Origin of the sequence: Phycicoccus jejuensis, from assembly GCF_044797865.1 — a bacterium.
Classification (GTDB): domain Bacteria; phylum Actinomycetota; class Actinomycetes; order Actinomycetales; family Dermatophilaceae; genus Phycicoccus; species Phycicoccus jejuensis.
In genome coordinates, this window is record NZ_CP085209.1 from 1770440 (window position 1) to 1796512 (window position 26073).

Below are 26073 nucleotides of genomic sequence, written 5' to 3' on the forward strand. Positions count from 1 at the left end.
CGTGCCCAGAGCCGTTCGGTGGGGGTGTCCCCGAACGACCTGATCACTGGACGAGCATAACGGCACGCGTTATGCGCCGGCCACCCGCGAACAGCGGATCCGGAGGTCGCTCGAGGCGGCCGCCGGCGTGTTCCTCCGGCGGCACGGCGGAGGACATCGACGTCATGCTGTGCCCGTTGGCCGGCCGCCGAGGGCGCTGGTCGGCGCCTTGGTGTCCTCCTGAGAGTCGTCGAGCACCTGCAGGGGGGTGGCCTCGCCGTCGACGACGAACAGGCCGCGCCCCGGCGGCCCTCCGGTGGCGCGGGCGACGGCCGCACGCGGGATGCCGACGAGGGTGGCGTCGTCGAGGGTCGGCTGGAGGAGCACGGCCGAGCCCAGCCGGGCCACGGTGACGTCGAGCCCGCGCAGGCGGCCCGCGAGCACGCGCGAGGGGGACGAGATGACGAGTGCGCCGCCGTCGCGCTCGACGAGCGAGGCGATCTCGTCGAGGACGCGGCCCACGCCCGTGTCGTCGAGCAGGTGGACGTCGTCGACGAGGACCAGCAGGTCCGGATGGGCCCGTTTCAGGGCGACGAGCGGCTCGGCGTCGTCGGGACCGAGCACCGGCCACGGGGGCGGCGGCCCCTCCGGAACCGCCCGGGGTGGCAGGGGGCTCGCCGGCGGTCGGCCCGTGACGACCGCGAGCGGACGGCCTCGTCCGGCGCCCGAGCGAGCCAGCACCTGCAGGGCGGTGCTCCGTCCGGAACGGGAGCGCCCCGTCACGAGGAGCAGCCGCCCGTGCTCCGCAGGACGCCAGAAGAAGGCGGTGGCCCGGGGCCCGGCGAGGCCGAGGAGGAGAGCGTCGTCCGGTGGCGCTGTCGTCTCCACGGGGACATCCGCGCGGTCGACGCGGGCCGGCAGGGGCCGGTAGGTCCAGGGCGGGGTCGGTGGGGTCGTGGCGTCGGACCCACCCGCCGCGGCGGCGACGTCGTCGGGTCCGACGAGGAGCACCTGGACCTCGCGCTGGTCCCGGGCCCGCCACCCGCGGCCGGGAGGAGAGGCGCTCGTCGCCGCCGTCGTCGGCGGGAACCCGAGGAGGGTCGCGTCGAGGACGTCGGGTCGCCCCAGGAGGAGGGTCTCGCCGCCGAGAGCGGCCCACGCCGGACGCAGCAGGTCCCGTCCGCCGGCGAGGAGCGCGTGCACGTCCGTGTCGCGCACGAGGCGCAGCACGCGATCGCGCCCGGAGGCCACCGGCCCGGGATCGTCCTCGAGCCGGTCGACCCCGTCGACGACGAGCAGCGTGGTCGCGCCGGGGACGGAGCTCGTCGACTGCTCCAGCCGGGACAGCAGGGCGTCGACGCCCACCGGGTCCGTCGGGTCGACCACCGAGCCGACTTGCGGCAGCGCCGCCAGGTCGCCGAGACCGGGCGGGGCGATGACATGAATCTGCAGCGGCCCGCCGTGATGAGTCACGGCTGCGAGGACGAGCGCGCGCAGGGTGGCCGTCCGCCCGCTGCGCGAGGGGCCGACGACGCGCCACGCCGGCGCCACCGGGGTCCAGGCCCACGTGCTGCGTCGCTGGTGGTCGGGCTCGTCGACGAGGGCCACCGTGCCGGACGGGTGCTCGGCGACGGGCGCGACGGCGGGGAGCGGCGGCACCCACGGGCGGCGTGGCGGCATCGAGCCCAGGGCATGCGCGGCCCGCCGGACGAGGTCGACCACCGCGCGGACCTCGACGTCACGCTCCGACGCGGGGTCCCCTCCCGGCGGACCTGCCGCCGACCGGCGCAGGGCCGCTTCACCGGTCCGGCCACCGGCCGCGGCACGGACGCGGACCTGGGGCCGGCGCGTGTCGGCGGGTGCTACGAGGGCCGCCTGGAAGGGGCGCAGGACACCGTCGCCGCCCCGGCGTACGCCACGGCCGGGCCGGTCGGGAGGGACCAGCGCGGCGTCGTCGGACTCGACGACCAGGCACGAGTCGGCGCGGTCGCGGACGCGGAAGGCGATCCTCAGGGTGACGTTCGCCTGGATCTCGGCCCCCAGCGTCCCCGTGGGGCGCTGCGTCGCGAGGACGAGGTGGATGCCGAGCGAGCGACCCTGCGCGGCCAGGCGGACGAGGGAGCCGACCGCGTCGGGGTGCGCGTCGACGAGCGCCCGCACCTCGTCGACGACGACGACAAGACGGGGCAGCGGTGCGGCGTCGTGGCCGGCCAGCCGCCGGGCGGCGTCGATGTCGGAGGCCCCGAGGTCTGCGAGCACCTGCTCGCGGCGGCGCAGCTCCGCGGCGAGGGAGTCGAGCATCCGGTCGACGAGGTGGCTGTCGAGGTCGGTGACCAGACCGACGACGTGGGGGAGGTCGACGCACGGACCGAACGCCGCCCCACCCTTGAAGTCGACGAGCAGCAGGGTGACGTCGTCGGGGGAGGAGTCCAGGGCGAGGCCGGTCACGAGGGTGCGCAGCAGCTCGGACTTCCCGGAGCCGGTCGTGCCGCCGACGAGGACGTGCGGACCGTCCCGGTGCAGGTCGAGGCTCCACGAACCCTCGGCGTCGACCCCCACGGTCGCGGTCGGCGCCGTCGCGGTCGCCCACCGGCGCAGCACCACGTCCGGGTTGCGGCCGAGCCCGAGCAGGTCACCGACGCGTGCCACCGTGGGCAGGAGGGCCCGCCCCGGCTCGTCCTGGCGCAGGGGGGCCAGGGCGCGGACGAGGCGGTCGAGCCACACCTCGGAGGTCCCGTCCGCGACCAGCGAGGCCGCGGTTCCGGGGCCGACGAGGGTGTACCTCCCGCCGCCGTCGTGGCGCAGCACGGCGGCGGTGCCGGTGGGGGACGGCCCCGGCCCGGCGGAGAGGCAGAGCCCTTCGTCGGCGAGCGTGCCGGCGATCCGGGGCGCCGCGTCCGGCACGGCGGAGTCGGGGACGACGAGCAGCCGGCGCCCGGAGCCGTGACGGTGGGGGAGCAGGTCCAGCACACGCCATCCCCCCGGGTCCGCCGGGCGCACGAGCTCCAGCGAGACCGACTCGGGGCCGTGGGCGACGACGACCTGTCCCACGAGGTGTCGGAGCAGGGCGGCGCCGTCGAGGGCAGGGCCCTGGACGTGCAGCGCGCCGACGCGGCCGAGGTCGAGGAGGACCGGCGCGTCGTCGAGGAGGGGGTGGTGCTCCGCGCCCTCGGGGTCGACCACCGTCAGCTCGGCGTCCACCGCGCCCAGGCCGAGGCGCAGGACGGGTGTCGCCGCTCCCGACCACAGGCGCGGACCGCCGTGCACCGCGGTCGTCAGCACCTCGTGCGCGTCGGGATGGTGCGCGAGGAGCAGGGTCCGCTCCGCGTCCGTCGCGGCCGTGACCGTCTCGTGGTGCCGGGCCAGCGCCTGCGCGTGCTCGGCGAGGGCGCGGCGGTGCCGCCGCCGTCCCCCCACCCGGTCGCCGACCCCCGTGCTCAGGAGGACGACCGGACCGAGCAGCGCGAACGCGAGGACCTGCGGGCCGATGAAGAACGCCAGCCCGACCACGATCGGCACCGGAGCCAGCGCCGCCACCCAGGGGAGCCGCGCCCGGGACGGCGGGGCGGGCGTGCGCGGCGCCGTGAGGGTCGGGGCAGGCCGCTCGGCAGCGGACGAGGTGGCCACCGGTATCCGGGCCGTCCCGTCACCGGGATGGTGCCGTGGTGGTCCGGGAGCCGGCGCCCGCCGCAGCCGCAGGGTGGTGGTCCCCACCCGGACCTCCGAGCGGGTGTCGATCTCGGCGTCACCGTCGAGGGGGCGTCCGTCCACGCGCACACCGTTGGTCGAGCCGTCGTCCCGCACGCGGACACCCGAGGGATCGGCGTCGACCCGGCAGTGCACGCGGCTCAGCGAGGGGTCCGCGAGCCGCAGGTCGGCGAGCTCGGAGCGCCCGACGCTGAGGCCGGGAGGGCGCAACGGCACCGCGCGGCCGGCGTCGGGCCCACCCACGGTCGTGAGCAGCAGCATCGCCGACGACGCCGCGCGTGCAAAACGACCGTCGTCAGCAGGGTCCGCACCCTCCGGGGTGTCGGCGACGACGAGCGAGACACCGTGCAGGAGCGGTGGCGCGCCGACATGATCGGAGACGGGCACCCGCTCGCCGTCGTGGAGAAGCCCGGGGACGGCGACGCCGAGGTGCTCCGCCAGGGCCTGCTGGAGGTCGCCCGCCGTCGCGGCGCCGCTCCACGCGACCACGACCTCGACCGCCTCGTGGCGGCGAGGGACGTGGACGGTGGCGGTGAGCTCCATGGCCGGGACGCTAGACGCGACGTCCGACCCGGCCGCAGGGTTTTCCACAGGTGTCCGGTCGGGGGGTCGCGCTCCGGGCCCGCTCGGTGTTGGGTGTACCCCAGAGCACGGACCGGGGGCGGTCCACGGGAAAGGGGTCGGGCCGGACATGGATGCCGTGCGTGCGCTGGAGACGGAGGTCCGCGAGCTGCTCCGTCGCTCCAACCTGGACCCGCTCCGTGACGAGCCCGCCGTGCGTCGTCTCGTCCAGGACGCCGTCAGCGACTACGACGAACGGTCCATGCACGGCGGGATGGCCGTCATCCCGGATCTGGCTGCCGCGTCGAAAGCGGTGTGGGACAGCGTTGTCGGGTTCGGCCCGCTGCAGCAATACTTCGACGACCCGCACGTGGAGGAGATCTGGGTCAACGAGCCCTCACGAGTGTTCGTCGCGCGCGACGGCGTCGCGGAGCTGACGACCACGCTCCTCACCGCCGACGAGGTCCGCGACCTCGTCGAGCGGATGCTGAAGTCGTCCGGGCGTCGTGTCGACCTCAGCTCGCCCTTCGTCGACGCCGTCCTGTCGGACGGCAGCCGGCTGCACGTGGTCATCCCCGACATCACCCGCGAGCACTGGTACGTCAACGTCCGCAAGTTCGTCGTCAAGGCCGACTCGATGGACGACCTCGTCCGGCTCGGCAGCCTCACCGGACAGGCGGCCCGCTTCCTCGAGGCCGCCGTCGCGGCCGGTCTCAACATCCTCGTGTCCGGCGGCACGCAGGCCGGCAAGACCACCCTCCTCAACTGCCTGGCGTCCGCGGTGCCCGCGCGCGAACGCGTCGTCACCTGCGAGGAGGTCTTCGAGCTGCGCATCCCGCACCGGGACGTCGCGGCGATGCAGTGCCGCCAGCCGTCGCTCGAGGGCACGGGGGAGGTCCCGCTGCGGCGGCTCGTCAAGGAGGCGCTGCGCATGCGCCCCTCCCGGATCATCGTCGGCGAGGTGCGCCAGGCCGAGAGCCTCGACCTGCTCATCGCGCTGAACTCGGGTCTCCCGGGCATGTGCACGATCCACGCCAACAGCGCGCGCGAGGCGGTCACCAAGATGTGCACGCTGCCGTTGCTCGCCGGCGAGAACGTCTCGGCGCGCTTCGTCGTCCCGACCGTCGCGTCGTCCATCGACCTCGTCGTGCACGCCGCGCTCGAGCGGGACGGGCGCCGCACCGTCCGCGAGATCGTGGCGGTGCCGGGCCGTGCGGAGGAGGATGTCGTCGAGATCGCCGAGCTCTTCGTGCGTCGCGGGGGCGACCTGGTGCGGGCCGACGGGTTCCCGCCCCACGAGGACCGGTTCGAGCGCGCGGGGCACGACCTCGCGGCGCTGCTGGCGCGAGGGACCTCGTGAACGGGCTGCTCCCGGGGCTGGGCCTCGGCATCGGTGCCTTCCTCGTCTGGTGGAGCTGCTGGGTGCCCGAGCCCGGCGAACGCCGCCGGGGCCGGCTCGCCGGTCCGGTCGAGGTGCTGCGCGACGAGGTCGTGCAGGCGGGGTTCCGTGGCCTCGGCGTCCGGACGCTCCTCGGCTCGTGCGTCGTCGCGTTCGTCCTCGTCTTGGCGCTCGGATGGTTCGTCGTCGGGGTGCTGCCGATCGCCGTGTGCTTCGCGTCGATGGCCGGGGCGCTGCCTCTCGTGCTGGTCCGACGTCGCGCCCGCAGGCGCCGCGCGGTCCTGCGTGACCTCTGGCCCGAGGCGGTCGACAACATCGTGTCGGCCGTCCGCGCCGGGATGGCCCTGCCCGAGGCCCTGGCCCAGCTCGGTGACCGCGGTCCGGAGGAGCTGCGCGAGCCGTTCCGGCGCTTCGCCGAGGACTACCGGCTGACCGGGCGCTTCTCCGACTGCCTCGACCGACTCAAGGAGCGGCTGAGCGACCCCGTCGGCGACCGCCTCGTCGAGAGCCTGCGCATCGCCCGCGAGGTCGGCGGCAGCGACCTCGGTCGGTTGCTGCGCACGCTTTCCGCCTTCCTGCGCGAGGACGCCCGGACCCGGGCCGAGCTCGAGACGCGGCAGTCGTGGACGGTCAACGCGGCCCGGCTCGCGGTGGCTGCCCCCTGGGCCGTCCTCGCGATGATGTCGACGCGCCCCGAGTCGGTGCAGGCGTACGCGACCAGCGTCGGCGCGGGGGTGCTCGCCGCCGGTGCTCTGGTGACCGCGGTGGCCTACTGGGTCATGATGCGCATCGGGCGGCTGCCCGAGGACCAGCGGGTCCTGCGATGAGCGACCTCGCGCGCACCGGTGCGCTGCTCGGGCTCCTGGCCGGGATCGGGCTCCTGCTCGTCTGGGTCCGGTTGCCGCGCAACCGGCGCCGTGGGCTCGCGGACCGGGTGCTGCCCTACCTGCGCGACACCCCACGTCCGTCGAGGCTTCTCGACGACCGTGTCACTGGTGGGGTGCTGGCCTCGGTCGCCGCTCCCGTCCTCCGCGACCTGGGCCGGGGTGTCGAGCGAGTGCTGGGAGGTGCGGCCTCGGTCCGCAGCCGCCAGCTGAGGGCGGGCGGGACCGCCGACGTCGACAGCTTCCGGGCCGAACAGGTGCTGTGGGGCATCGGGGCCGCGGTCGTCACCGCGACCACGGGCACGCTGCTCGTGCTGGCGCGTGGTGGCTCGTCGCTCACCGTCGTGCTGCTCACCGGGATCGGTTTCGGTCTGGGGGTGACCGGCGCCGACTACCTGCTGACCGTGCGCGCCGTCCGTCGAGAGCGCCGCATGCTCGCCGAGTTTCCCACCGTCGCAGAGCTGCTCGCGCTCGCCGTCGGGGCGGGCGAGGGAGCGGTGGGCGCCCTCGAGCGGGTCTGCCGCCTCTCGCAGGGGGAGCTCGCCGCCGAGCTCCGGCGCTGCTTGGCCGACGCGCGCGCCGGAGCCAACCTGCCGACGGCGCTCCAGGGGCTGGCCGACCGGACCGGCCTACCGAGCCTGCGGCGTTTCGTCGACGGGGTGGTGGTCGCGGTCCAGCGCGGCACGCCGCTCGCCGAGGTGCTCCGGGCCCAGGCGCAGGACGTCCGGGAGGAGGGACGCCGCGCGCTCATGGAGGCGGGGGGCAAGAAGGAGATCGCGATGATGGTCCCCGTCGTGTTCCTCATCCTGCCCGTGACCGTGCTGTTCCTCGTGTTCCCGGGCTACAGCTTCTTCCGCTTCACGATCTGACCGATGAGAGAGGACGACCATGAGAACGACCCACCTCGCCGCCCGCCTGCACGGCGTGGCCTTCCGGGTGCTGAACCGGGCCGAACGCCGCGCTGAACGCGGTGACGTCCCCGGCTGGGTGCTCATCACCCTCATGACCGCCGGTCTCGTCACGGTGCTCTGGGCGGTCGCGCGGGAGCAGCTCGTGAGCCTGTTCCGCAGCGCGCTGTCCTCGGTGACCGGCTGACCGTCGCCGCCGTGTGCGGGTCCCGCCGGACGGAGCGCGGAGCAGCCGTCGTCGACTTCGTGATGGTGTCCGTGCTGCTCACGACGATCTTCCTCGCCCTGGTTCAGCTCGGGTTGGTGCTCCACGTCCGCAACGTCCTGATCTCGTGCGCGTCGGAGGGTGCCCGGGCCGGCGCGCGGGCCGACGCCGTTCCCGGAGAGGCCGTCCTGCGCACCCGCTCTCTCGTCGGTGCCTCGCTCTCCCCGCGGTACGCACGGTCGGTGAGCGCACGCGAGTCCACGGTCTCGGGGGTGCGCGTCGTGGAGGTCGAGGTGGTGGCCCCGCTGCCGGTGCTCGGCCTGCTCGGGCCGGAGGGCCGCCTCGACGTCGTCGGCCGTGCCTTCCGGGAGGACCAGTGAGCCGCCCGCGTCGCGTGGCGACCGCGAGCCCACGCCCCGAGGGGCGGGCGATGCGTCGCGAGTCCGGCAGCGCCGTGGTCGAGTTCGTCATGCTCGGTGTGCTCCTGCTCCTGCCACTCGTCTACCTGGTGTTCGCCCTCGGGCGGGTCCAGGCGGGGGCCTTCACCGTGAGCCAGGCCGCGCGCGAGGCCGGTCGCGCCTACGTGACGACCGACGCGGGGGAGGACCCGACCGGGCGGGCCCGGGCGGCAGCGCGGATCTCCTTCCTGGACCAGCGGTTCGAGGACACCGGGACGCTGACGATCGCCTGCGACGGCTCTCCGTGCCTGCGACCCGACGGCCGTGTCGAGACGACGGCGACGGTCCTCGTGCCGCTCCCGCTCGTGCCGGCCTTCCTCGAGGACGTCCTGCCGCTCAGCATCCCGGTGACGGCCTCGCAGGTCTCGACCGTCGACCGCTTCCGGGTGCTGCCGTGACGGCGCGGGCCGCCGTCGTCCATGACGAGCGCGGGACCATCACGGTGTACCTCCTCGGGCTCGTCGTCGTGGCGATGACCCTCATCGCCGGCACGGTCGCGGTGACCTCGGCGCACCTGGCGCGGGTGCGGATGCTCGACGCGGCGGACGGCGCGTCCCTCGCCGCGGCGGGGGCCCTCGACGAGGGGGCCTACCGGGAGGGCGTCGGCGAGTCCGTGCCGCTCGCGACCGCCTCGGTGCGGGAGCGGGCTGCGGCCTACCTCGGCTCGGTCGAACGTCCGACGGGCGTCCTCGACTGGCGTCTCGGGCCCGCGACCGGCACCCCCGACGGACGCACCGCCGTCGTCGACCTCAGCGGTGAGGCGGAGCTGCCGCTCGTCGGTGGTGTGCTGCGCGAGCTCGGCGTGAGCATCACCGTGCACGTCACCTCGCGCGCCCGCTCCGACCTCCTCGCTCCCTGACCGCGGACCCTGTCGCCGGCGGCCCGGCGGGCGTAGCGTCGTGACCGTGCCAGACCTCCCCGCCCGGTTGCGCGGCCGATGGTGCATCCGCTCCACCGACAGCTTCCTGTCCGTCGGTTCGCGCGGCAGCGTCCTCTCCGTCGGCAGCATCGGCTCGGTGCTCAGCATCGCGAGCATCGGGAGCTTCACCTCGGTGCTCAGCCTCGGCTCGTCGATGAGCCTCGCGTCGGCGTTCTCGAGCATGTCGATGTTCTCGGCCATCTCCGAGCGCAGCGACCGCAGCCTGCTGTCCAGCCGCAGCCGGCGCAGCATCCTGTCCGACCGCAGCAGCGACGCGGTCCGTGGCCACCTCGAGGCGGGCGACCGCCACCACCTGCTGCCGCTCGACTGACGCCGGGCGCGACGCAGCGGGGCGGCCGGGCCCTGCTCCCGACCACCCCGCCCGTCCACGACGCCGGCGCCCCTGCGCGCCGATGCGGTGGACCACGTCGAACGCCTTCGTGCCCGTGCCCCGGACCCTGCGAGCGGCCGACCGGCGGGCCCCTGCTGCCCGCCGTCGAGGTGAAGGAGACGCGCCTGCGCACCCTGATACATCTCCCGGAAGAGTTCTTTCCGGCCCTCCCTCACTCCACTTCTTGCGAGTTCCGCCGCTCGACACGCCGACGACCCGCGTGTCGAGCGGCGGAACTCGCAAGAAGTCGGGAAGGGCCCGGGGGGGGGAGGGGGGCAGGGGGGCAGGGGGGCGGGGGATTGGGGGAGGGGGAGGGTCAGTCGTCGGTGGTCGCGCGCAGGGCCGCGCTGGCCTCGTCGATGATCGCCGCCATCGCCGCGGACGCGGCCACCGCGTCACCCGCCCCGATGGCCTGCGCCACCTCGGAGTGCAGCCGGATCGCCTCGGGGTTGGGACGGGCCGGCATGAGGTCGTGGTGGGTGCGGCCGGCGAGCACCTCGTCGACCACCCCGGAGAGCGCCGCGAGCATCTCGTTGCCGGACGCCTCGAGCAGCGCCCGGTGGAACTGCTGGTCGGCCCCGAGGTAGGCGACGAGGTCCTGGGCCTTGGCCTGCACCTGCATCTCCATGACGGCGGCGGCCATCCGGGCGCACTGCTCGCCGGTCGCGCGCGCGGCGGCCAGGCCCGCGGCCACCGGCTCGACGCCGCGCCGCAGCTCGCCAAGCGAGAGCAGCTGCTCCTCGCGGCCGGGCCCGTCGAGGCGCCAGCGGATGACGGTGGGGTCGAAGACGTTCCACGCCGAGCGCGGCTGCACGAGCACCCCGACCCGCCGCCGGGTCTCGACCAGGCCCATCGCCGACAGGACCCGCACCGCCTCGCGCACGACCGAGCGCGAGACACCGAAGCGCTCGTCGAGCCGGTCGATGCGCAGCACCGACCCCTCCGGCGCCGCCCCCGACACGATCTCGGCGCCGAGGGCGTCGAGCACCCCGGCGTGCAGGCCCGGCGCGGGCGGGCGGCGGCCCGGCGCGGACCAAGAGGGCGTGGCCATGCGGCAAGGGTGCCAGACGCCGATGTAAGCACCCGCCCGACGTGACTCATGAGACTTTCTCAGGGTCAGGAGTTGATAAAGCAGACTTAAGGGCGCATGCTGTGCGACGACCCGCCCTCGGCGTCGAGGGCCCGCCGACACAGGAGTCGCGCAGCATGACCACCACCAGCCCGTCCCCCCTCGTCGTCGTGATGGGGGTGTCCGGATCCGGCAAGACGACCGTGGGTGCTGCGCTCGCCCAGCGGCTCCGGGTGCCCTTCGCGGACGCCGACGACTTCCACCCCCCGGAGAACGTCGCGAAGATGTCCGCCGGCGTCCCCCTCACCGACGACGACCGCGAGCCCTGGCTGCGGACCATCGCCGCCTGGCTCGACGCGCACGCCGAGGCCGGGGGAGTCGTCTCCTGCTCGGCCCTCAGGCGGTCCTACCGCGACCTGCTCCGCGAGCAGGCGACGCAGACCTTCTTCCTCCACCTCCACGGCGACCGCGACGTCATCGCCGCGCGGATGGCCGGCCGCCCCGGCCACTTCATGCCGGCGGCCCTCGTCGACAGCCAGTTCGCCACGCTCGAGCCCCTCCAGGCCGACGAGCACGGCACCGCGCTCGACGTCAGCGCCCCCGTCGACGACCTCGTCGAGCAGTCCCTCCAGATCCTCGCCCCGAAGGACGGTTCCCCCCGATGACGACCACCGACCTCCACGGGCTGCTGTTCCCGGCCCTCACCGCCGCCGACGGCGCGACGCAGAGCATCCCCGCGAGCCGGCTCATCCCCGCCGCGCTGCTCGGCATCGCCGTCATCGTCGTGCTCATCACCCGCTTCAAGCTCCACCCCTTCCTCGGCCTGACGCTCGGCTCGCTGACCGTCGGCGCCGTCGCCGGGGTCGCGATGGGCGACGTCGTCGACTCCTTCACGAAGGGCTTCGGCTCGACCGCGGCGGGCGTCGGCACGCTCATCGCGCTCGGCGCGATGTTCGGCAAGCTGCTCGCCGACTCCGGCGGCGCCGACGAGATCGTCGACACCCTCATCGGCCGCTCCTCCGAGCGCACCCTCCCGTGGGCCATGGCCGCGGTCGGCGCGATCATCGGCCTGCCGATGTTCTTCGAGATCGGCCTCGTGCTCCTCATGCCGGTCATCTACCTCGTCGCCCGCCGCGCCCAGGTCTCCGTGGTCCGCGTCGGCATCCCCGCCCTCGCCGGCCTCTCCGCGATGCACGGCCTCGTGCCGCCGCACCCCGGCCCGCTCGTCGCCATCGACGCCCTCAAGGCCAACCTCGGCCTCACCCTGATGTTCGGCGTCATCGTCGCCATCCCGACCATTGCCGTCTCCGGGCCGCTGTTCGCCAAGCTCGCCGGCCGCTGGGTCGACGTGCCCCCGCCCGCCATGTTCGGCACCGGCGACGACGACGAGCGCGGCTCCCGCGAGCGCCGGCCGTCCTTCGGCCTGACGATGTTCGCCGTCCTCACCCCCGTCGTCCTCATGATGGGCAAGGCGCTCGCCGACATCTTCAGCAGCGAGGGCACCGCCGTCCGCTCGGCCCTTGACTTCATCGGCACGCCGGTCATCGCGCTCCTCATCGCCGTCCTCGTCGGGATGGCCACCCTCGGCCGCGGCGCCGGCATGGGCATGAAGGAGATCAGCACGAGCCTCGAGGGCTCGCTGCCCCCGATCGCCGGCATCATCCTCATCGTCGCCGCCGGCGGTGGCTTCAAGCAGACCCTCGTCGACACCGGTATCGGCGAGCTCGTCGCCGACTGGGTCCGCAGCAGCGGCATCTCGGTCCTGCTCCTGGCCTGGGTGGTCGCGGTCCTCATCCGCCTCGCGACCGGCTCCGCCACCGTCGCCACGGTCACCGCGTCGGGCATCCTCGCCCCGCTGGCCACCGGGCTCCCGGCGGCGCAGGTCTCGCTGCTCGTCCTCGCCATCGGCGCCGGCTCGGTGTTCTTCAGCCACGTCAACGACGCCGGCTTCTGGCTCGTCAAGGAGTACTTCGGCCTCTCGGTCGGCCAGACCTTCAAGTCCTGGTCGGCGATGGAGACGCTGCTCTCGGTCACCGGTCTCGTCGTCGTGCTCCTCCTGGGGCTCGTCGTCTGACCGACGCACCACCGCCGCCCGACACGGCCCGTACCCCACCGGTGCGGGCCGTGCCGTGCGTCCGGCCCCCGACCCGGCACGTCGGGGCCCCGAGCCCCGCTCGCGTAGGCTGACCCCTCGTGGCCACCGACTTCACCCAGGAGATCAAGGACCTGCGCAGCACGATGGCGTCGGTCCGGGAGGTCACCGACCTCACCGCCCTCGAGCAGCAGATCGCCGAGTACGAGCAGCAGGCCGCCGAGCCGTCCCTCTGGGACGACCAGGAGCGCGCCCAGCAGGTGACCTCCGGCCTCTCCCGCGCCAAGGCCGAGCACGACCGGGTCGTCGGCATGGACGCGCGCATCGACGACCTCGAGGCCCTCGTCGAGATGGGCCAGGAGGAGGACGACGCCGACACCCTCGCCGAGGCCGAGCGCGAGCTCGTCAAGGTCCGCAAGGCCGTCGGCGAGCTCGAGGTCCGCACCCTGCTCTCGGGCGAGTACGACGAGCGCGCCGCCGTCGTCACCATCCGTGCGGGCGCCGGGGGCGTCGACGCCGCCGACTTCGCCGAGATGCTCATGCGGATGTACCTGCGCTGGGCCGAGCGCCACGGCTACCCGACCAAGGTCATGGACACCTCCTACGCCGAGGAGGCCGGCCTGAAGTCGGCCACCTTCGAGGTCGACGTGCCCTACGCCTACGGCAACCTCTCGGTCGAGGGCGGCACGCACCGCCTCGTCCGGATCAGCCCCTTCGACAACCAGGGCCGCCGCCAGACGAGCTTCGCCGCCGTCGAGGTCGTGCCCCTCATCGAGGGCACCGACAGCATCGACATCCCCGAGAACGAGCTCAAGATCGACGTCTTCCGCTCCAGCGGCCCCGGCGGCCAGTCGGTCAACACGACCGACTCCGCGGTCCGGATGACGCACATCCCCACCGGCACCGTCGTCTCGATGCAGAACGAGAAGTCGCAGATCCAGAACCGTGCCGCCGCGTTGCGGGTCATGCAGTCGCGCCTCCTGCTCATCAAGAAGGCCGAGGAGGCCGCCGAGCGCAAGGAGCTCGCCGGCGACATCAAGGCCAGCTGGGGAGAGCAGATGCGCTCCTACGTCCTGCACCCGTACCAGATGGTCAAGGACCTGCGCACCGAGCACGAGGTCGGCAACACCTCGGGGGTCTTCGACGGCGACATCGACGGCTTCATCGAGGCCGGCATCCGCTGGCGCAAGGCCCAGGAGAAGGCCGACGCGCAGGGCTGACGCCCGGCCCGCCGACGCCCACCCGCCGATGACCGACGCGCTCGACCCCGCCTGGGGCGCCTGGACCGACGACCTCGCCGCCGCCGTGCGCCGCCTCGACGACGGTGCCTCGCTCACCGTCACGGCCCCGCCCGGGCACGAGCGGATGGCGCGCAGCGGCTCCCGGCTGCGCTGGCTGCTCGGCGGCGGACGCCGCCCCGTGGCCCCCTCCGTGCGCCTCGTGCGCGCCGAGGACCACCTGCGCGGCCACTGGGCCGGACCGCAGCGGGCCGGCGGGACGTTCCCGTGGACCCGCGAGGAGGAGGAGCGCATCCTCGCCGCCGGCTGGCACGTCCCGACCGCCACCGACGGCAAGGACTACCTACGCTTCTGGCCCGACGACGTCGCGAGCGGGCCCTACCTGCCCGAGGCCGACGCGCGGCGCGCGGCGACCGTCGTGGCGACCACCTTCCGCGACGTCCTCGGGGTCACGCCGCACGACGGCGGGCTCCCCGTCGTCGGCCCGGCGGTCGGTGACCCGCCGAACGTCCCGAGCTGACCGCCGCGCGGCGTCGCTCGACCTATCCTCGACAGTGCCGTGGTGTGCCCGCGGTCCCTTGTTCCCCAGCCGTGAGGCCCTCTGCTCCGCATGATCCGCTTCGAGAACGTCACGAAGGTCTACCCGCGCTCGACCCGTCCGGCCCTCGACGCCGTCGACGTCGACATCGACCGCGGCGAGTTCGTCTTCGTCGTCGGCCCCTCCGGCTCGGGCAAGTCGACGATGCTGCGCCTCGCGCTGCGCGAGGAGGCCGCGACCGAGGGCGTCGTCCTCGTCGCCGGCCACGACCTGCGCAAGCTGTCGACCCGGCAGGTGCCGCGCCTGCGCCGCGAGATGGGCGCGGTCTTCCAGGACTTCCGGCTGCTGCCGAACAAGACCGTCCACGAGAACGTCGCCTACGCGCTGCAGGTCATCGGCAAGCCGCGCCACGCCATCCGCCAGCTCGTGCCCGAGACCCTCGAGATGGTCGGGCTCGCCGGCAAGGAGAAGCGCTTCCCGCACCAGCTCTCCGGCGGTGAGCAGCAGCGCGTCGCCATCGCCCGGGCGGTCGTCAACCGGCCGCAGATCCTCCTCTGCGACGAGCCGACGGGCAACCTCGACCAGGCCATCAGCCTCGACATCGTCCGCCTGCTCGACCGCATCAACCGGACGGGGACGACCATCGTCATGGCGACGCACGACCACGACATCGTCAACGCCCTGCGCAAGCGGGTGCTCCAGCTCGCCGACGGCCACGTCGTGCGCGACGAGCGGGAGGGCAACTACCACCCGACCGGTGAGCTGCCCGTGGTGACGACGGACGGGGAGGCCTGAGATGCAGGCGCGCTTCCTCGCCTCCGAGGTGGGCTCCGGCCTGCGTCGCAACGTGTCGATGGCGGTCTCGGTCGTGCTCGTGACGATGGTCGCGATGTTCCTCCTCGGCCTCGGGCTGCTCGCCCAGCGGCAGGCGGACACGATGAAGGGCTACTGGTACGACCGGATCCAGGTCTCGATCTACCTCTGCAACGCCAACGCGCTCGCGCCCAACTGCGAGGGCAAGGCGGCCACCGACGCCCAGCGCACGGCGCTGCAGGACCAGCTCGAGGCGCTGCCCGAGGTCAAGCAGGTCTTCTACGAGTCCGAGCAGCAGGCCTTCCAGCGCTTCAAGGAGCAGTTCCGCAACAGCCCGATCGCCGGCAACGTCCAGGAGGGTGACCTCCCGCCGAGCCTGCGCGTGCAGCTCGACGACCCGACGAAGTTCCGCAACGTGACGACGCAGTTCGAGGACGCCCCGGGCGTCGCCACCGTGCAGGACCAGGAGAAGGTCCTCTCGAAGTTCTTCACGATCATCAACTGGGTCACCGTCTTCGCGGTGTTCCTCGCCGCCCTCATGGCCGCGTGCGCGGCGCTGCTCATGGCGACGACCATCCGGCAGGCGGCCTTCATCCGCCGCCGCGAGATCGGGATCATGCGGCTGGTCGGGGCCTCGAACTGGACCATCCGTGCCCCGTTCATCTCCGAGATGGTCATCGTCTCGGCGGTCGGGGTCCTGCTCGCCGTCGGCCTGCTCATCGGGCTGACCCAGTACGTCTTCACCGAGGGGGCCAGCCAGATCGCCCTCTCGCAGGCGTTCATCGGGGTCTCCGACGTGTGGCTGCTCGCGCCGTGGATGCTCGGCGGGGTCGTGCTCATCGCGGTGGGGACGAGCGTCGTCACGCTGCGCCGCTACCTGCGGGTCTGAGGCCGGCGACCTGCCCGGACGGCCTGCGCGAGAGGGTCGGGCGCTGAGAGACTGCTGATGTCCGCCCGGCGTCCGCCCGGCCCCCGCCTAGCCTGTTGACTGTGCACATCGATGGGGTTCGTGTTACCAATGGTGATCATGGGACGACCTGACCGCCCACGCGGCGCCCGTTCACGACGGCTCCTCGGGCTCGCCGCGGCGATGACCTGCTCGAGCGCGCTCGTGCTGGCGGTCGCCCCGTCGGCGCCCGCCGCCCCGGACCCGGGGACCCAGAAGCGGCAGGTCGACCGCAAGGTCGACGCCCTCGAGAACGAGGTCGAGGACTCCAGCGCCGCGCTGCGCAAGGCCTACCAGGCCCTCCACGCCACCGAGGACAAGCTCCCCGCGGCCCGCAGCGCCCTCGAGAAGGCGCGCTCGGCGGCCGAGGCGGCCGACGCGGCCGAGGCCCGGGCCTCCCAGGAGCTCGACGTCGCCAAGGCCAACGAGGCCAAGGCGCGCGACGACCTCGAGGCCTCGACCAAGGCCGTCGCCGCCGGGCGCAAGCGCCTCGCGCAGTTCGCGTCGCAGGTCTACCAGCAGCAGGGCTTCGGGCAGCTCGACGTCGCGCTCTCGAGCACGCAGCCGCAGCAGTTCGCCGACCGGCTCGCGATGGTCGACACCGTCCTCGACGTCCAGAACGCCACGATGCAGCGCCTGACCACCGAGCAGGCGGGGCTCACCGCGCTCGAGGACCACGTGAGCGCGCTGCGCGCCGACTCCGCGCGCAAGCAGCAGGCGGCCGCGGCCGCGCTGAAGAAGGCCGAGTCCGCCCGGGCGAGCGCCCAGCAGGCCCAGGTCGACCTCGAGTCGCTCGTCAGCGCGCAGAAGGGCCAGGCGGCGAGCTTCGCCGACCAGCTGGCCGCCGACAAGAAGCAGCTCGCCTCGATGAAGGCCGAGCAGGACCGCCTGAGCGCGGTCCTCGCCCGCCGCGCCGCCGAGGCCCGCGCCCGCGCCGCGGCCGAGGCGAAGAAGCGCGCCGAGCAGAACAAGGGCAAGGGCGGGTCCGGCGGAGGCTCGAGCTCCGGTGGGGGATCCACCGGCGGCGGGGGCTCGACCGGCGGGGGCGGCTCCAGCACCTCCAGCGGCGTGCTGTCGCGCCCGGTGAAGAGCGGCTGGATCAGCTCGGAGTTCGGCCAGCGCTTCCACCCGATCTACCACTACTGGAAGCTGCACTCCGGCCGGGACTACGCGGTCAACTGCGGCACGCCCGTCTACGCGGCGGCGTCCGGCACGGTCATCTCGGCCGGCTGGGGCGGCGGCTACGGCAACCGCATCGTCATCGACCACGGGCTCGAGCGCGGTGTCGGCCTCGCGACGACCTACAACCACCTGACGAGCATCGTCGTCGGTGGCGGCTCGGTCGGCCGCGGCCAGCTCATCGGCTACAGCGGCACGACCGGCACCTCCAACGGCTGCCACCTGCACTTCGAGACGCTCCAGGACGGCGCGTTCGTCGACCCCCGCAAGTGGCTCAACACCCTCTCCTGACGCGCCCGGCCGGCCCGTCGGCGGGAATCGCCGTGAGCCGGTGCCACCCGGGCGGGTAGCCTCCTGACCGTGGCGAAGGACAAGGGGCGGACCCCCGGGACGAAGCTCGTGGCGAGCAACCGCAAGGCGCGCCACGACTACCTCGTCGAGGACACCTACGAGGCCGGCATGGTCCTCATGGGCACCGAGGTCAAGGCCCTGCGGATGGGTCGGGCCTCGCTCGTCGACGGCTGGGCCGGTTTCGACCGCGACGAGGAGCTCTGGCTCGAGGGCGTCCACATCCCCGAGTACGTCAACGGGACGTGGACCAACCACACCCCGCGCCGGCGCCGCAAGCTCCTCCTGCACCGCCGCGAGCTCGACAAGATCGCGCAGGCGACGCGCGAGTCGGGCTACTCCGTCGTCCCGCTCAGCCTGTACTTCAAGGAGGGCCGCGCGAAGGTCGAGATCGCGGTCGTCAAGGGCAAGCGGGCGTACGACAAGCGGCAGGCGCTGCGCGAGCGGCAGGACAACCGCGAGGCCGAACGGGCCATCGCCGCCCGGCGGCGCGGCGAGGACTGACGATGCCCCGCCGCGGCGGGGTGCGGGCCGCGCTCCTCCTCCTGCTGGCCTGCCTCGCCGCGCTCACCGCCTCCGCCCCCGCGGCGGCCGCTGCTCCCGGGGCGCGAGCACCCGAGCGCGTCGGCGCCTGGGGCGGCGCCGCACCGGCCGCCCTGCCGGCGCAGGAGCAGGCCGACTCGCTGCACACGAGCATCGAGGCGCAGGAGGACGGCAGCGTCGTCGTCACCGAGGACATCACCTGGCGCTTCCCGGAGGGGGAGGACCGGCACGGCATCTACCGGCTCGTCCGGGTCCGGGCGGGCTACCGCGACAGCGAGACGCAGTACCGCTACTACGAGCTGTCCGGCATCGAGGTCACCTCGCCCACCGGGGCGCCGACCGACATCACGGTCGAGGACGACGGGGCCGACCGCCGGATCCGGATCGGCAGCCCCTCGGAGACGGTCAGCGGCACCGCGCGCTACGTCGTGCGCTACCGCCTCGCCCACCTCGTCAACGACATCGGCGACGGCACCGCCGAGGTCTACTACGACGTCGTGAGCACCGCGAGCTCCTTCCCGCAGCACGACGTCCGCGCGACGGTCACCGGTCCCGCCGACGTCACCCGCGCGGCGTGCTTCCACGGCCCCTACGGCTCGACCGACCCGTGCCCCGCGACGCCCGGCGCGAGCGCCGAGTACACCATGCCCGACCTCGCCGCCGAGGAGGGGGCCTCCGTGGTCGCCTCGTTCCCGCGCGAGGCGTTCGGGGACCTCACACCCGACCTGCGCGAGGGCGACGTCGGCAGCAGCGGGGGCAGCACGGTGACCCCGGCCACCGCCCGCACCCTCGGGCTCCTCGCCACCGGGGGCGGGCTGCTCGTCCCGCTGGCCGCCGGCACCCTCATGGGGCTGCTCGTATGGCGCCGCGGGCGGGACGAGCGCTACGCGGGCCTGACGCCGGGCCTCTCGCCGGGCGCCGGCGAGTCCGCGCCCGTCGTCGTCGGCGGTCCCGCCCCGACGGTCGCCGTGCAGTTCACCCCGCCGGAGGGCGTGCAGCCCGGCCTCGTCGGGACCGTGCTCGACGAGGAGGCCGGCCTGGTCGACGTCACCGCGACGATCATCGACCTCGCCGTGCGCGGCCACCTGCGCATCGGCCGTGAGGAGCGGGGCGCCTTCCGCTCCGACGACTGGGTCCTCACCCGCACGACGCCGCCCGCCGGGGGCCCACCGCTCGCGCCGTACGAGCAGCTCCTCCACGAGTCGCTCTTCGCGGCCGGCGACCAGGTCGCGCTCTCGTCGCTGAAGAACCGCTTCAAGCCCACCGTCGACGCCGTCCAGCGGCTCATGTACGAGGAGGTCGTCGAGCGCGGCTGGTTCCGTCGCAGCCCGCAGGCGCAGCGCTCGGGCTGGATGGCCCTGGGCAGCGTGCTCGTCGGTGTCGGTGTGCTCGGGGGCTTCTTCCTCGCCGGCCCGGCCTCGGGCCTGTTCGCCGACTCCGGCCTGCCGGTGAGCCCCGTCTGGGTGCTCGCGGGCGGTCTCGTCGTCGGCGGTCTCGTGACGCGCGCGCTCGGGCGGCGGATGGCGGCCCGGACCGCGGAGGGATCGGCCGTGCTCGCCGGCTCGAAGGGGTTCGAGCGCTACCTCGCGACGGCCGAGGCGAACCAGATCCGCTGGGAGGAGGCGCAGGACCTCTTCAGCCGGTTCCTGCCCTACGCCATCGTCTTCGGGCTCGCCGACCGGTGGGCCGCGGTGTTCGAGGAGGTCGCCGCCGCGGCGGCCGCCGCGGGGCACACGGTCGTCAGCCCGCTCTGGTACGTCGGCTCGTGGGGCGACGGCGGCTTCCGCGACGTCGCGTCGAGCATGGACTCGTTCTCGACCGTCGCCGCGGGGACCCTCGTCTCCACCCCGGGCTCGTCCGGCTCCTCGGGCTTCAGCGGGGGAGGCGGCTTCAGCGGCGGCGGTGGCGGGGGATCGTCCGGCGGCAGCTGGTAGCACGGCCGGCCGGGTCGGCCCCGCACGACGGACGGGCCGCCCCCGTGAGGGAGCGGCCCGTCGTGGTTCCCCGACCCGGGGGTCGGTGGTCCGGTGTCAGTGCTTGAAGGCGTCCTTGACGTTCTCGCCGGCCTGCTTGACGTCCGACTTCGTCTGGTCCCCGCGGCCCTCGGCCTCGAGGCGCTCGTTGTCGGTCGCCTTGCCGGTGGCCTCCTTGGCCTTGCCGACGACGTCGTCCTTGATGTTCTCGATCTTGTCTCCGAGACCCATGAGGTGCTCCCTTCGCTACGGGTGCAGCACGCCCCGCCAGGAACGCACCGCGCTGATGGGTCCCACGCTATGCACGCGCGAGCGCCCGTGGGCCTTTCGACGCGACAAACTTTCGACGAACATTCGACGCCGCAGGTCGCGGCCCCTCAACGGCATCCACCACCGCGCCCCCGGGGCGACGGCGGCCGTGCGGTCGTGGGATGCTCCCGCGGTGGTCCCCAGCGAGTCGCCCGACACCTCCACCGAGCAGCCCGAGCCGTCGGCGCGCTTCGCCGACCGGGACCTTCGAGAGGCGCGCTTCGTGCGCTGCGACCTCTCGGGCGCCGTCCTGCGGGCGGTCGACGTCGCCGGCGCGGAGATCGACGCGCCCTGGCTGCTCGACGGCGAGAGCACCCTGCTCGTCAACGGCGTCGACGTCACCGGCTTCGTCGACGCCGAGCTCGACCGGCGGATGCCCGGGCGGGCCCTGCGCCGGGCCGAGGACCCCGACGGCCTGCGTGCCGCCTTTGCCGCGGTCGAGCAGGCCTGGGCCGGTGCGGTGGCCCGGGCCGAGTCGATGCCGCAGGGGTCGCTCGACGCCTCCGTCGACGGGGAGTGGTCCTTCGCCGAGACGGTGCGGCACCTCGTCATGGCCACCGACACGTGGGTGCGGGGGGCGGTGCTCGGGGTCGAGCGCCCGTGGCACCCGCTGGGGATGCCGAACGCCGAGTACGCCGCCGACGGCCACGACCCGTCGGTCTTCGCGCCGGGCACGCCGCCGTGGTCCGAGGTGCTCGCCGTCCGGGCCGAGCGGACGGCCCTCGTGCGCGAGCTGCTCGCCGCGACGACCGCCGACGAGCTCGACGCGACCCGCGCCAACCCGTGGGCGCCGCAGTACCCGGAGACCGTGCGGTCCTGCCTCCACACCGTCCTCGAGGAGGAGTGGGAGCACCTGCGCTACGCCCTGCGAGACCTCGACGTCCTGGCCGCCCGTGCGGGGGAGCGCAGCTCAGCCGGGTGACACGACGAGGACGAGGTCGCCGCCCTCGACCTGCTGGTGCCCGGAGATGGCCAGCCGCTCGACGGTGCCACCCGTCGGCGAGGTGATGCTCGCCTCCATCTTCATCGCCTCGATCGTCGCGACGACGCCGCCGGCCTCGACGGTGTCGCCCTCGGCGACGACCGGGGTGACGACGCCGGCGAACGGGGCCGCGACGTGGCCGGGCGTCCCGGGGTCGGCCTTCTCGGCGGCCTTGGTCGCCACCTCGACCGAGCGGTCGCGCACCTGGACCGGACGGAACTGCCCGTTGAGGGTGCACATGACCGTGCGCATCCCCTGCCGGTCCGGGTCGCCGATCGAGCTGATGCCGAGGAGCAGCCGCTTGCCCGCCTCGATCTCGGCCTCGTACTCCTGACCGTGCTCGAGGCCGTGGAGGAACTCGATCGTGCCGAGGACCGACAGGTCGCCGTACAGCTCGCGGGTCTCCTCGAACTCGCGCGTCGGCCCCGGGAAGAGCAGCTGGTTGAGGGTGCGCCGGGTGTCGGTGACGAGCGCCTCCTCCTGTTCGGGCGTCAGCTCGGTGACGCGCGGCTTCGGGGTGCGGCCCTGAAGCGCCTTGGTCCGGAACGGCTCGGGCCAGCCACCGGGCGGGTCGCCGAGCTCGCCACCGAGGAAGCCGATGACCGAGTCCGGGACGTCGTAGCGGGTCGGGTTCTCCTCGAAGTCCGCCGGGTCCGCGCCGGCACCGACGAGGGCGAGCGCGAGGTCACCGACGACCTTGCTGCTGGGCGTCACCTTGACGAGGTGCCCGAGGATGCGGTCGGCGGCGGCGTACATGTCCTCGACGTCCTCGAAGCGGTCGCCGAGGCCGAGCGCGATGGCCTGCTGGCGCAGGTTCGACAGCTGGCCGCCGGGGATCTCGTGGAAGTAGACGCGGCCGGTGGGGGAGGCGAGCCCGGACTCGAACGGCGCGTAGAGGCGGCGCACGGCCTCCCAGTAGGGCTCGAGCGCGAAGACGGCGTCGATGTCGAGGCCGGTCTCGCGCTCGGTGCCGTCCGTGGCCGCGACGAGGGCCGAGAGGCTCGGCTGGCTCGTCGTCCCGGACATCGTCGCCGTCGCCGCGTCGACGGCGTCGACCCCGGCGTCGATGGCCGCGAGCAGCGTGCCGACCTGCCCGCCGGCGGTGTCGTGCGTGTGCAGGTGGACCGGCAGGTCGAAGTTCTCGCGCAGGGCCGTCACGAGGCGCCGGGCCGCCGGCGCCCGCAGCAGCCCGGCCATGTCCTTGATGGCGAGGACGTGCGCGCCGGTGCCGACGATCTCCTCGGCGAGGCGCAGGTAGTAGTCGAGCGTGTAGAGCCGCTCGCCCGGGTCCATGAGGTTGCCGGTGTAGCACAGGGCGACCTCGGCGACCGCGGTCCCCGTGTCGAGCACCGCCTCGACCGCGGGCCGCATCTGCGAGACGTCGTTGAGCGAGTCGAAGATCCGGAAGACGTCGAGGCCGGTGCGGGCCGCCTCGTGGACGAACGCGTCGGTGACCTTCGTCGGGTACGGCGTGTAGCCGACCGTGTTGCGCCCGCGCAGCAGCATCTGGAGCGGGATGTTCGGCATCGCCTCGCGCAGCAGGGCCAAGCGCTCCCACGGGTCCTCGTGGAGGAAGCGCAGCGCGACGTCGTAGGTGGCCCCGCCCCAGGACTCCATCGAGAGCAGCTGCGGGGTGGTGCGGGCGACGTGGCCGGCGACGTGGAGCAGGTCGCGCGTGCGCATCCGGGTGGCCAGCAGCGACTGGTGGGCGTCGCGGAAGGTGGTGTCCGTGACCGGCACGTCGGTGCGCTGGCGCAGCTGCCGGGCGAACTCGGCCGGGCCGACACGCAGCAGGAGGTCGCGGGTGCCGGGCGGCAGCGGCGCGTCGGTGTCGAGCGCCGGCAGCTTGGTCCGCGGCTTGAGGTGGGTGGTCGCCGGCCCGTGCGGCTGGTTGACGCTGACGTCGGCGAGGTACTGCAGCAGCTTCGTGCCGCGGTCGCCGCCCATCCGCGCCTCGAGGAGCTGGGGGCGCTCGTCGATGAAGCCGGTCGTCGCCTCGCCCCGCTGGAAGACGGGGTCGGCGAGGACGGCCTCGAGGAAGGGGATGTTCGTCGAGACGCCGCGGATCCGGAACTCCGCCAACGCCCGTCGCGCCCGCCGGACGGCCACGCCGAAGTCGCTGCCGCGGCAGGTCAGCTTGACGAGCATGGAGTCGAAGTGGGGGCTGACCTGCGCGCCGACGAACACGGTGCCGCCGTCGAGGCGCACGCCACCGCCGCCGGCCGAGCGGTAGACGGTGATCTGGCCGGCGTCCGGGCGGAAGCCGTTGGCCGGGTCCTCGGTCGTGATGCGGCACTGGAGCGCGGCGCCGCGCGTGCGGATGTCCTCCTGGCGCAGCCCGAGGTCCTCGAGGGTCTCGCCGGCGGCGATCCGCATCTGCGAGACGACGAGGTCGATGTCGGTGACCTCCTCGGTCACGGTGTGCTCGACCTGGATGCGCGGGTTCATCTCGATGAAGACGTAGCGGCCGTCCTCGCCGAGGAGGAACTCGACCGTGCCGGCGTTGCGGTAGCCGATGGTCTCGGCGAAGCGCACGGCGTCCGCGCACATGCTCGCGCGGACCTCGGGGTCGAGGTTCGGAGCGGGCGCGATCTCGACGACCTTCTGGTGGCGGCGCTGCACGGAGCAGTCGCGTTCGAAGAGGTGCAGGACGGTGCCGGTGGCGTCGGCGAGCACCTGGACCTCGATGTGCCGCGGCCGGACCACGGCCTCCTCGAGGTAGAGCGTCGGGTCGCCGAAGGCCGCGTCGGCCTCGCGCTGGGCGGCCTCGAGCGAGTCCCGCAGCTGCGCCCGCTCGTCGACCCGGCGCATCCCGCGCCCGCCACCGCCGGAGACGGCCTTGACGAAGACAGGGAAGCCGATCTCCTCGGCCGCGGCGGCCAGCGCGTCGAGGTCGGTCGTCGGCTCGGCGCCGCGCAGCGTCGGCAGGCCGGCCTCCCGGGCCGCGGCGATCGCCCGGGCCTTGTTGCCCGCGAGGTGCAGCGCGGAGGCCGGCGGGCCGATGAAGGTGATGCCGGCGGCCTCGCACGCCTCGGCGAGGTCCGGGTTCTCCGACAGGAAGCCGTAGCCGGGGTAGACCGCGTCGGCGCCGCAGTCGACCGCGACCCGGACGATGTTCGCGTGGTCGAGGTAGGCGCGGACGGGGTGGCCGACCTCGCCGATCTCGTAGGACTCGTCCGCCTTGAGCCGGTGCTCGGAGGTGCGGTCCTCGTGCGGGAAGACCGCGACCGTCTTGGCCCCGAGCTCGGTGGCGGCGCGGAACGCGCGGACGGCGATCTCCCCGCGGTTGGCGACGAGGATCTTCTGGAACACGGCGGACCTCCGGGCGTCGGGGAGCGGCACGGCCCACCCTAGTGACGCGCGACACACCGGTGTCCCGACGTCCACGGGAGCGGGCGGCACACCCGGACGCGACACCGCATCGACCGTTCGGATGTCCCGAATGCGTTCCGGTTGCGCTTAGCCTGTCTGTCGTGCAGGGGTACCGCAGGGGTGCACCCACCTCCGCACGCGTCGGCGTGCTGCAGGTGGTCGCTGCCGCCTGCGCGGGTGTCGCGGCCGTCGTCGGGATGGTCGCGCTGCAGCCCGGCGGCCTGTCCGCGCTCGACGGGAGGCCCGAGCCCACGCCCTCGGTCAGCCCGACGCCCACCCCGACGACCCCGTCGCCCACGCCGACGCCGACCACCACCGGCCCAGGGCCCCGCTCGGGGCCGGGGACGGTGCCGTCGCTGCCCTCGCCGACCCTCGCGGACCCGACGGCCTCGCCGTCCCCGACCGCCACCGCGCTGCCCGGCCCGCCGTTCGTCAGCCCGCAGGACCTCTGGCTGCGGCCGGGCGCCTCGCGCACGCCCGTGCCCTCGAGCAGCCCGACCCCCACGGACACCCCGACCCCCACGCCGAGCCCGACGCCCTCGACCGGCGAGTCCTCGCCGCAGCCGACGGCCACCGAGCCCTCCACGACGCCGAGCGACCCGACCCAGGGCAGTGACGGGATCCCGAGCAGTGACGGGACCCAGGACACCGGTGAGGGCACCGGCCCGGTGCCGAGCCCGACCGCCGCGCCGGGCGCCGACCCGGCCGTCCCCGCCACCTGACCCGTCCCGGGGACCGACGCTCGTGGCCGCCCCACGGCTCGCGGGGAATCGGGTTGGGGCGTGTCGGTGTTGCACGGCATACTGGCAGTGCGGTGGCCCTGTGCCGCCGTGACAACTCAACAGCGTGGGAGTGCTCCCCTCAGGGGGGTGATCGGTTTCGACATTGGTCGGATGTCCAGTGGGAAGCGGGTCGAGGAGGCACGGTCATCTCGTCAAACGCTCCGTGCAAACCAATAGGTGCCGATTCCAAGCGCACCGACTTCGCCCTCGCCGCCTGAGCGAGCCCGAAGTCCGTTGGCCTGAGCATGATCTCGGCTCAGTAACCAGCGTCATCTAGAGATCTTGCTGCGTCGTCACGCCGAGGGGCGACGCGGGACTCTCACTCGGCTGGGCCTGTCGGGGAACGTGTGCGTGCGAGCCCCGGGGCCGAGAAAATCCACAGCGCACTGCACCCGGAGAAGCCCTGGTCTCCCGTCAGTGGACGCGGGTTCGATTCCCGCCACCTCCACCACGGCGCATTCCCACGCCTGCCCCGCA

23 protein-coding genes and 1 other RNA gene are annotated in these 26073 nt (G+C 74.0%); 20 read left to right on the top strand and 4 right to left on the bottom strand.

What is annotated here, in order from left to right:
* Positions 1-162: 162 nt before the first annotated feature.
* On the bottom strand, positions 163-4230 hold the full coding sequence (locus tag LG324_RS08295) for an FtsK/SpoIIIE domain-containing protein (protein ID WP_404352914.1): 4068 nt from the start codon (positions 4228-4230) through the stop codon (positions 163-165).
* Positions 4231-4378: 148 nt separating this feature from the next.
* On the opposite strand from LG324_RS08295, the gene LG324_RS08300 reads away from it, so the two are divergent.
* From LG324_RS08300 to LG324_RS08335, 8 genes are read left to right on the top strand one after another with little or no spacing between them, the layout of a single operon-like run.
* Positions 4379-5608 carry a CpaF family protein gene (locus LG324_RS08300; protein WP_404352915.1) on the top strand — a complete coding sequence of 410 codons (1230 nt, stop codon included), beginning with the start codon at positions 4379-4381 and terminating at the stop codon, positions 5606-5608.
* A complete protein-coding gene (locus LG324_RS08305) occupies positions 5605-6474 on the top strand; it encodes a type II secretion system F family protein (RefSeq protein ID WP_207022719.1) in 870 nt (289 codons plus the stop codon). Before LG324_RS08300 ends, LG324_RS08305 begins: the two co-directional genes overlap by 4 nt.
* Complete coding sequence (locus tag LG324_RS08310) at positions 6471-7400, top strand: type II secretion system F family protein (RefSeq protein ID WP_404352916.1); 930 nt, start codon at positions 6471-6473, stop codon at positions 7398-7400. The genes LG324_RS08305 and LG324_RS08310 overlap by 4 nt, the downstream gene beginning before the upstream one ends.
* Positions 7401-7419: 19 nt before the next feature.
* A complete protein-coding gene (locus LG324_RS08315) occupies positions 7420-7626 on the top strand; it encodes a hypothetical protein (RefSeq protein WP_051750339.1) in 207 nt (68 codons plus the stop codon).
* A gap of 11 nt (positions 7627-7637) precedes the next feature.
* Entirely contained in the window at positions 7638-8024 is a 387-nt protein-coding gene (locus LG324_RS08320; protein ID WP_030527559.1) for a TadE family protein, read from the top strand.
* Positions 8025-8074: 50 nt separating this feature from the next.
* Positions 8075-8500: a TadE/TadG family type IV pilus assembly protein gene (locus LG324_RS08325; protein WP_404352917.1), complete on the top strand. Its 426-nt coding sequence runs from the start codon at positions 8075-8077 to the stop codon at positions 8498-8500.
* The gene (locus tag LG324_RS08330; RefSeq protein WP_404352918.1) at positions 8497-8961 is read left to right on the top strand and encodes a pilus assembly protein TadG-related protein; all 465 of its coding nucleotides are present in this window, start codon (positions 8497-8499) and stop codon (positions 8959-8961) included. The genes LG324_RS08325 and LG324_RS08330 overlap by 4 nt, the downstream gene beginning before the upstream one ends.
* A 46-nt stretch (positions 8962-9007) precedes the next feature.
* On the top strand, positions 9008-9352 hold the full coding sequence (locus tag LG324_RS08335; protein ID WP_404352919.1) for a hypothetical protein: 345 nt from the start codon (positions 9008-9010) through the stop codon (positions 9350-9352).
* Between the two features lie 376 nt (positions 9353-9728).
* Here the strand turns inward: LG324_RS08335 and LG324_RS08340 are convergent, their stop codons facing one another.
* Complete coding sequence (locus tag LG324_RS08340) at positions 9729-10463, bottom strand: FadR/GntR family transcriptional regulator (RefSeq protein WP_404352920.1); 735 nt, start codon at positions 10461-10463, stop codon at positions 9729-9731.
* A 155-nt stretch (positions 10464-10618) separates the two neighbouring features.
* On the opposite strand from LG324_RS08340, the gene LG324_RS08345 reads away from it, so the two are divergent.
* From LG324_RS08345 to LG324_RS08385, 9 genes are all read left to right on the top strand, one after another.
* Positions 10619-11146 carry a gluconokinase gene (locus LG324_RS08345; RefSeq protein WP_404352921.1) on the top strand — a complete coding sequence of 176 codons (528 nt, stop codon included), beginning with the start codon at positions 10619-10621 and terminating at the stop codon, positions 11144-11146.
* A complete protein-coding gene (locus LG324_RS08350) occupies positions 11143-12555 on the top strand; it encodes a GntP family permease (RefSeq protein WP_084696652.1) in 1413 nt (470 codons plus the stop codon). The genes LG324_RS08345 and LG324_RS08350 overlap by 4 nt, the downstream gene beginning before the upstream one ends.
* 119 nt (positions 12556-12674) lie before the next feature.
* Complete coding sequence (prfB, locus tag LG324_RS08355) at positions 12675-13793, top strand: peptide chain release factor 2 (protein WP_215512738.1); 1119 nt, start codon at positions 12675-12677, stop codon at positions 13791-13793.
* A gap of 28 nt (positions 13794-13821) precedes the next feature.
* Complete coding sequence (locus LG324_RS08360; RefSeq protein WP_404352922.1) at positions 13822-14331, top strand: TY-Chap domain-containing protein; 510 nt, start codon at positions 13822-13824, stop codon at positions 14329-14331.
* A gap of 90 nt (positions 14332-14421) precedes the next feature.
* Positions 14422-15144 (top strand): cell division ATP-binding protein FtsE, encoded by a 723-nt coding sequence (ftsE, locus tag LG324_RS08365; RefSeq protein WP_030527550.1) that lies wholly within the window; start codon positions 14422-14424, stop codon positions 15142-15144.
* A gap of 1 nt (position 15145) precedes the next feature.
* The gene (ftsX, locus tag LG324_RS08370) at positions 15146-16051 is read left to right on the top strand and encodes a permease-like cell division protein FtsX (RefSeq protein ID WP_030527549.1); all 906 of its coding nucleotides are present in this window, start codon (positions 15146-15148) and stop codon (positions 16049-16051) included.
* 138 nt (positions 16052-16189) lie between these two features.
* Entirely contained in the window at positions 16190-17578 is a 1389-nt protein-coding gene (locus tag LG324_RS08375) for a M23 family metallopeptidase (protein ID WP_404352923.1), read from the top strand.
* 69 nt (positions 17579-17647) lie between these two features.
* Complete coding sequence (smpB, locus tag LG324_RS08380; protein WP_207022730.1) at positions 17648-18139, top strand: SsrA-binding protein SmpB; 492 nt, start codon at positions 17648-17650, stop codon at positions 18137-18139.
* Between the two features lie 2 nt (positions 18140-18141).
* Entirely contained in the window at positions 18142-20112 is a 1971-nt protein-coding gene (locus LG324_RS08385; RefSeq protein ID WP_404352924.1) for a DUF2207 domain-containing protein, read from the top strand.
* Between the two features lie 96 nt (positions 20113-20208).
* Here the strand turns inward: LG324_RS08385 and LG324_RS08390 are convergent, their stop codons facing one another.
* Complete coding sequence (locus tag LG324_RS08390) at positions 20209-20382, bottom strand: CsbD family protein (protein WP_084696651.1); 174 nt, start codon at positions 20380-20382, stop codon at positions 20209-20211.
* Between the two features lie 211 nt (positions 20383-20593).
* Between LG324_RS08390 and LG324_RS08395 the strand changes: the two genes are divergently transcribed.
* Positions 20594-21382: a DinB family protein gene (locus tag LG324_RS08395; protein ID WP_404352925.1), complete on the top strand. Its 789-nt coding sequence runs from the start codon at positions 20594-20596 to the stop codon at positions 21380-21382.
* On the opposite strand, the gene LG324_RS08400 is transcribed toward LG324_RS08395, so the two are convergent.
* On the bottom strand, positions 21371-24754 hold the full coding sequence (locus tag LG324_RS08400; protein WP_404353133.1) for a pyruvate carboxylase: 3384 nt from the start codon (positions 24752-24754) through the stop codon (positions 21371-21373). The genes LG324_RS08395 and LG324_RS08400 overlap by 12 nt on opposite strands.
* A 161-nt stretch (positions 24755-24915) precedes the next feature.
* On the opposite strand from LG324_RS08400, the gene LG324_RS08405 reads away from it, so the two are divergent.
* Entirely contained in the window at positions 24916-25536 is a 621-nt protein-coding gene (locus LG324_RS08405; protein WP_404352926.1) for a hypothetical protein, read from the top strand.
* Between the two features lie 143 nt (positions 25537-25679).
* Positions 25680-26047: a transfer-messenger RNA gene (gene ssrA, locus LG324_RS08410) on the top strand.
* Positions 26048-26073 lie beyond the last annotated feature (26 nt).

Bases quoted from the DNA above. Each gene is read 5' to 3' on its own strand.
- LG324_RS08310 (WP_404352916.1), top strand. From the start codon at position 6,471: ATGAGCGACCTCGCGCGCACCGGTGCGCTGCTCGGGCTCCTGGCCGGG.
- LG324_RS08375 (WP_404352923.1), top strand. From the start codon at position 16,190: ATGGGACGACCTGACCGCCCACGCGGCGCCCGTTCACGACGGCTCCTC.
- LG324_RS08315 (WP_051750339.1), top strand. From the start codon at position 7,420: ATGAGAACGACCCACCTCGCCGCCCGCCTGCACGGCGTGGCCTTCCGG.
- ftsX (WP_030527549.1), top strand. From the start codon at position 15,146: ATGCAGGCGCGCTTCCTCGCCTCCGAGGTGGGCTCCGGCCTGCGTCGC.
- LG324_RS08340 (WP_404352920.1), bottom strand. From the start codon at position 10,463: ATGGCCACGCCCTCTTGGTCCGCGCCGGGCCGCCGCCCGCCCGCGCCG.
- LG324_RS08300 (WP_404352915.1), top strand. From the start codon at position 4,379: ATGGATGCCGTGCGTGCGCTGGAGACGGAGGTCCGCGAGCTGCTCCGT.
- LG324_RS08350 (WP_084696652.1), top strand. From the start codon at position 11,143: ATGACGACCACCGACCTCCACGGGCTGCTGTTCCCGGCCCTCACCGCC.
- ftsE (WP_030527550.1), top strand. From the start codon at position 14,422: ATGATCCGCTTCGAGAACGTCACGAAGGTCTACCCGCGCTCGACCCGT.
- LG324_RS08345 (WP_404352921.1), top strand. From the start codon at position 10,619: ATGACCACCACCAGCCCGTCCCCCCTCGTCGTCGTGATGGGGGTGTCC.
- LG324_RS08360 (WP_404352922.1), top strand. From the start codon at position 13,822: ATGACCGACGCGCTCGACCCCGCCTGGGGCGCCTGGACCGACGACCTC.
- LG324_RS08385 (WP_404352924.1), top strand. From the start codon at position 18,142: ATGCCCCGCCGCGGCGGGGTGCGGGCCGCGCTCCTCCTCCTGCTGGCC.
- LG324_RS08390 (WP_084696651.1), bottom strand. From the start codon at position 20,382: ATGGGTCTCGGAGACAAGATCGAGAACATCAAGGACGACGTCGTCGGC.
- LG324_RS08325 (WP_404352917.1), top strand. From the start codon at position 8,075: ATGCGTCGCGAGTCCGGCAGCGCCGTGGTCGAGTTCGTCATGCTCGGT.
- LG324_RS08295 (WP_404352914.1), bottom strand. From the start codon at position 4,230: ATGGAGCTCACCGCCACCGTCCACGTCCCTCGCCGCCACGAGGCGGTC.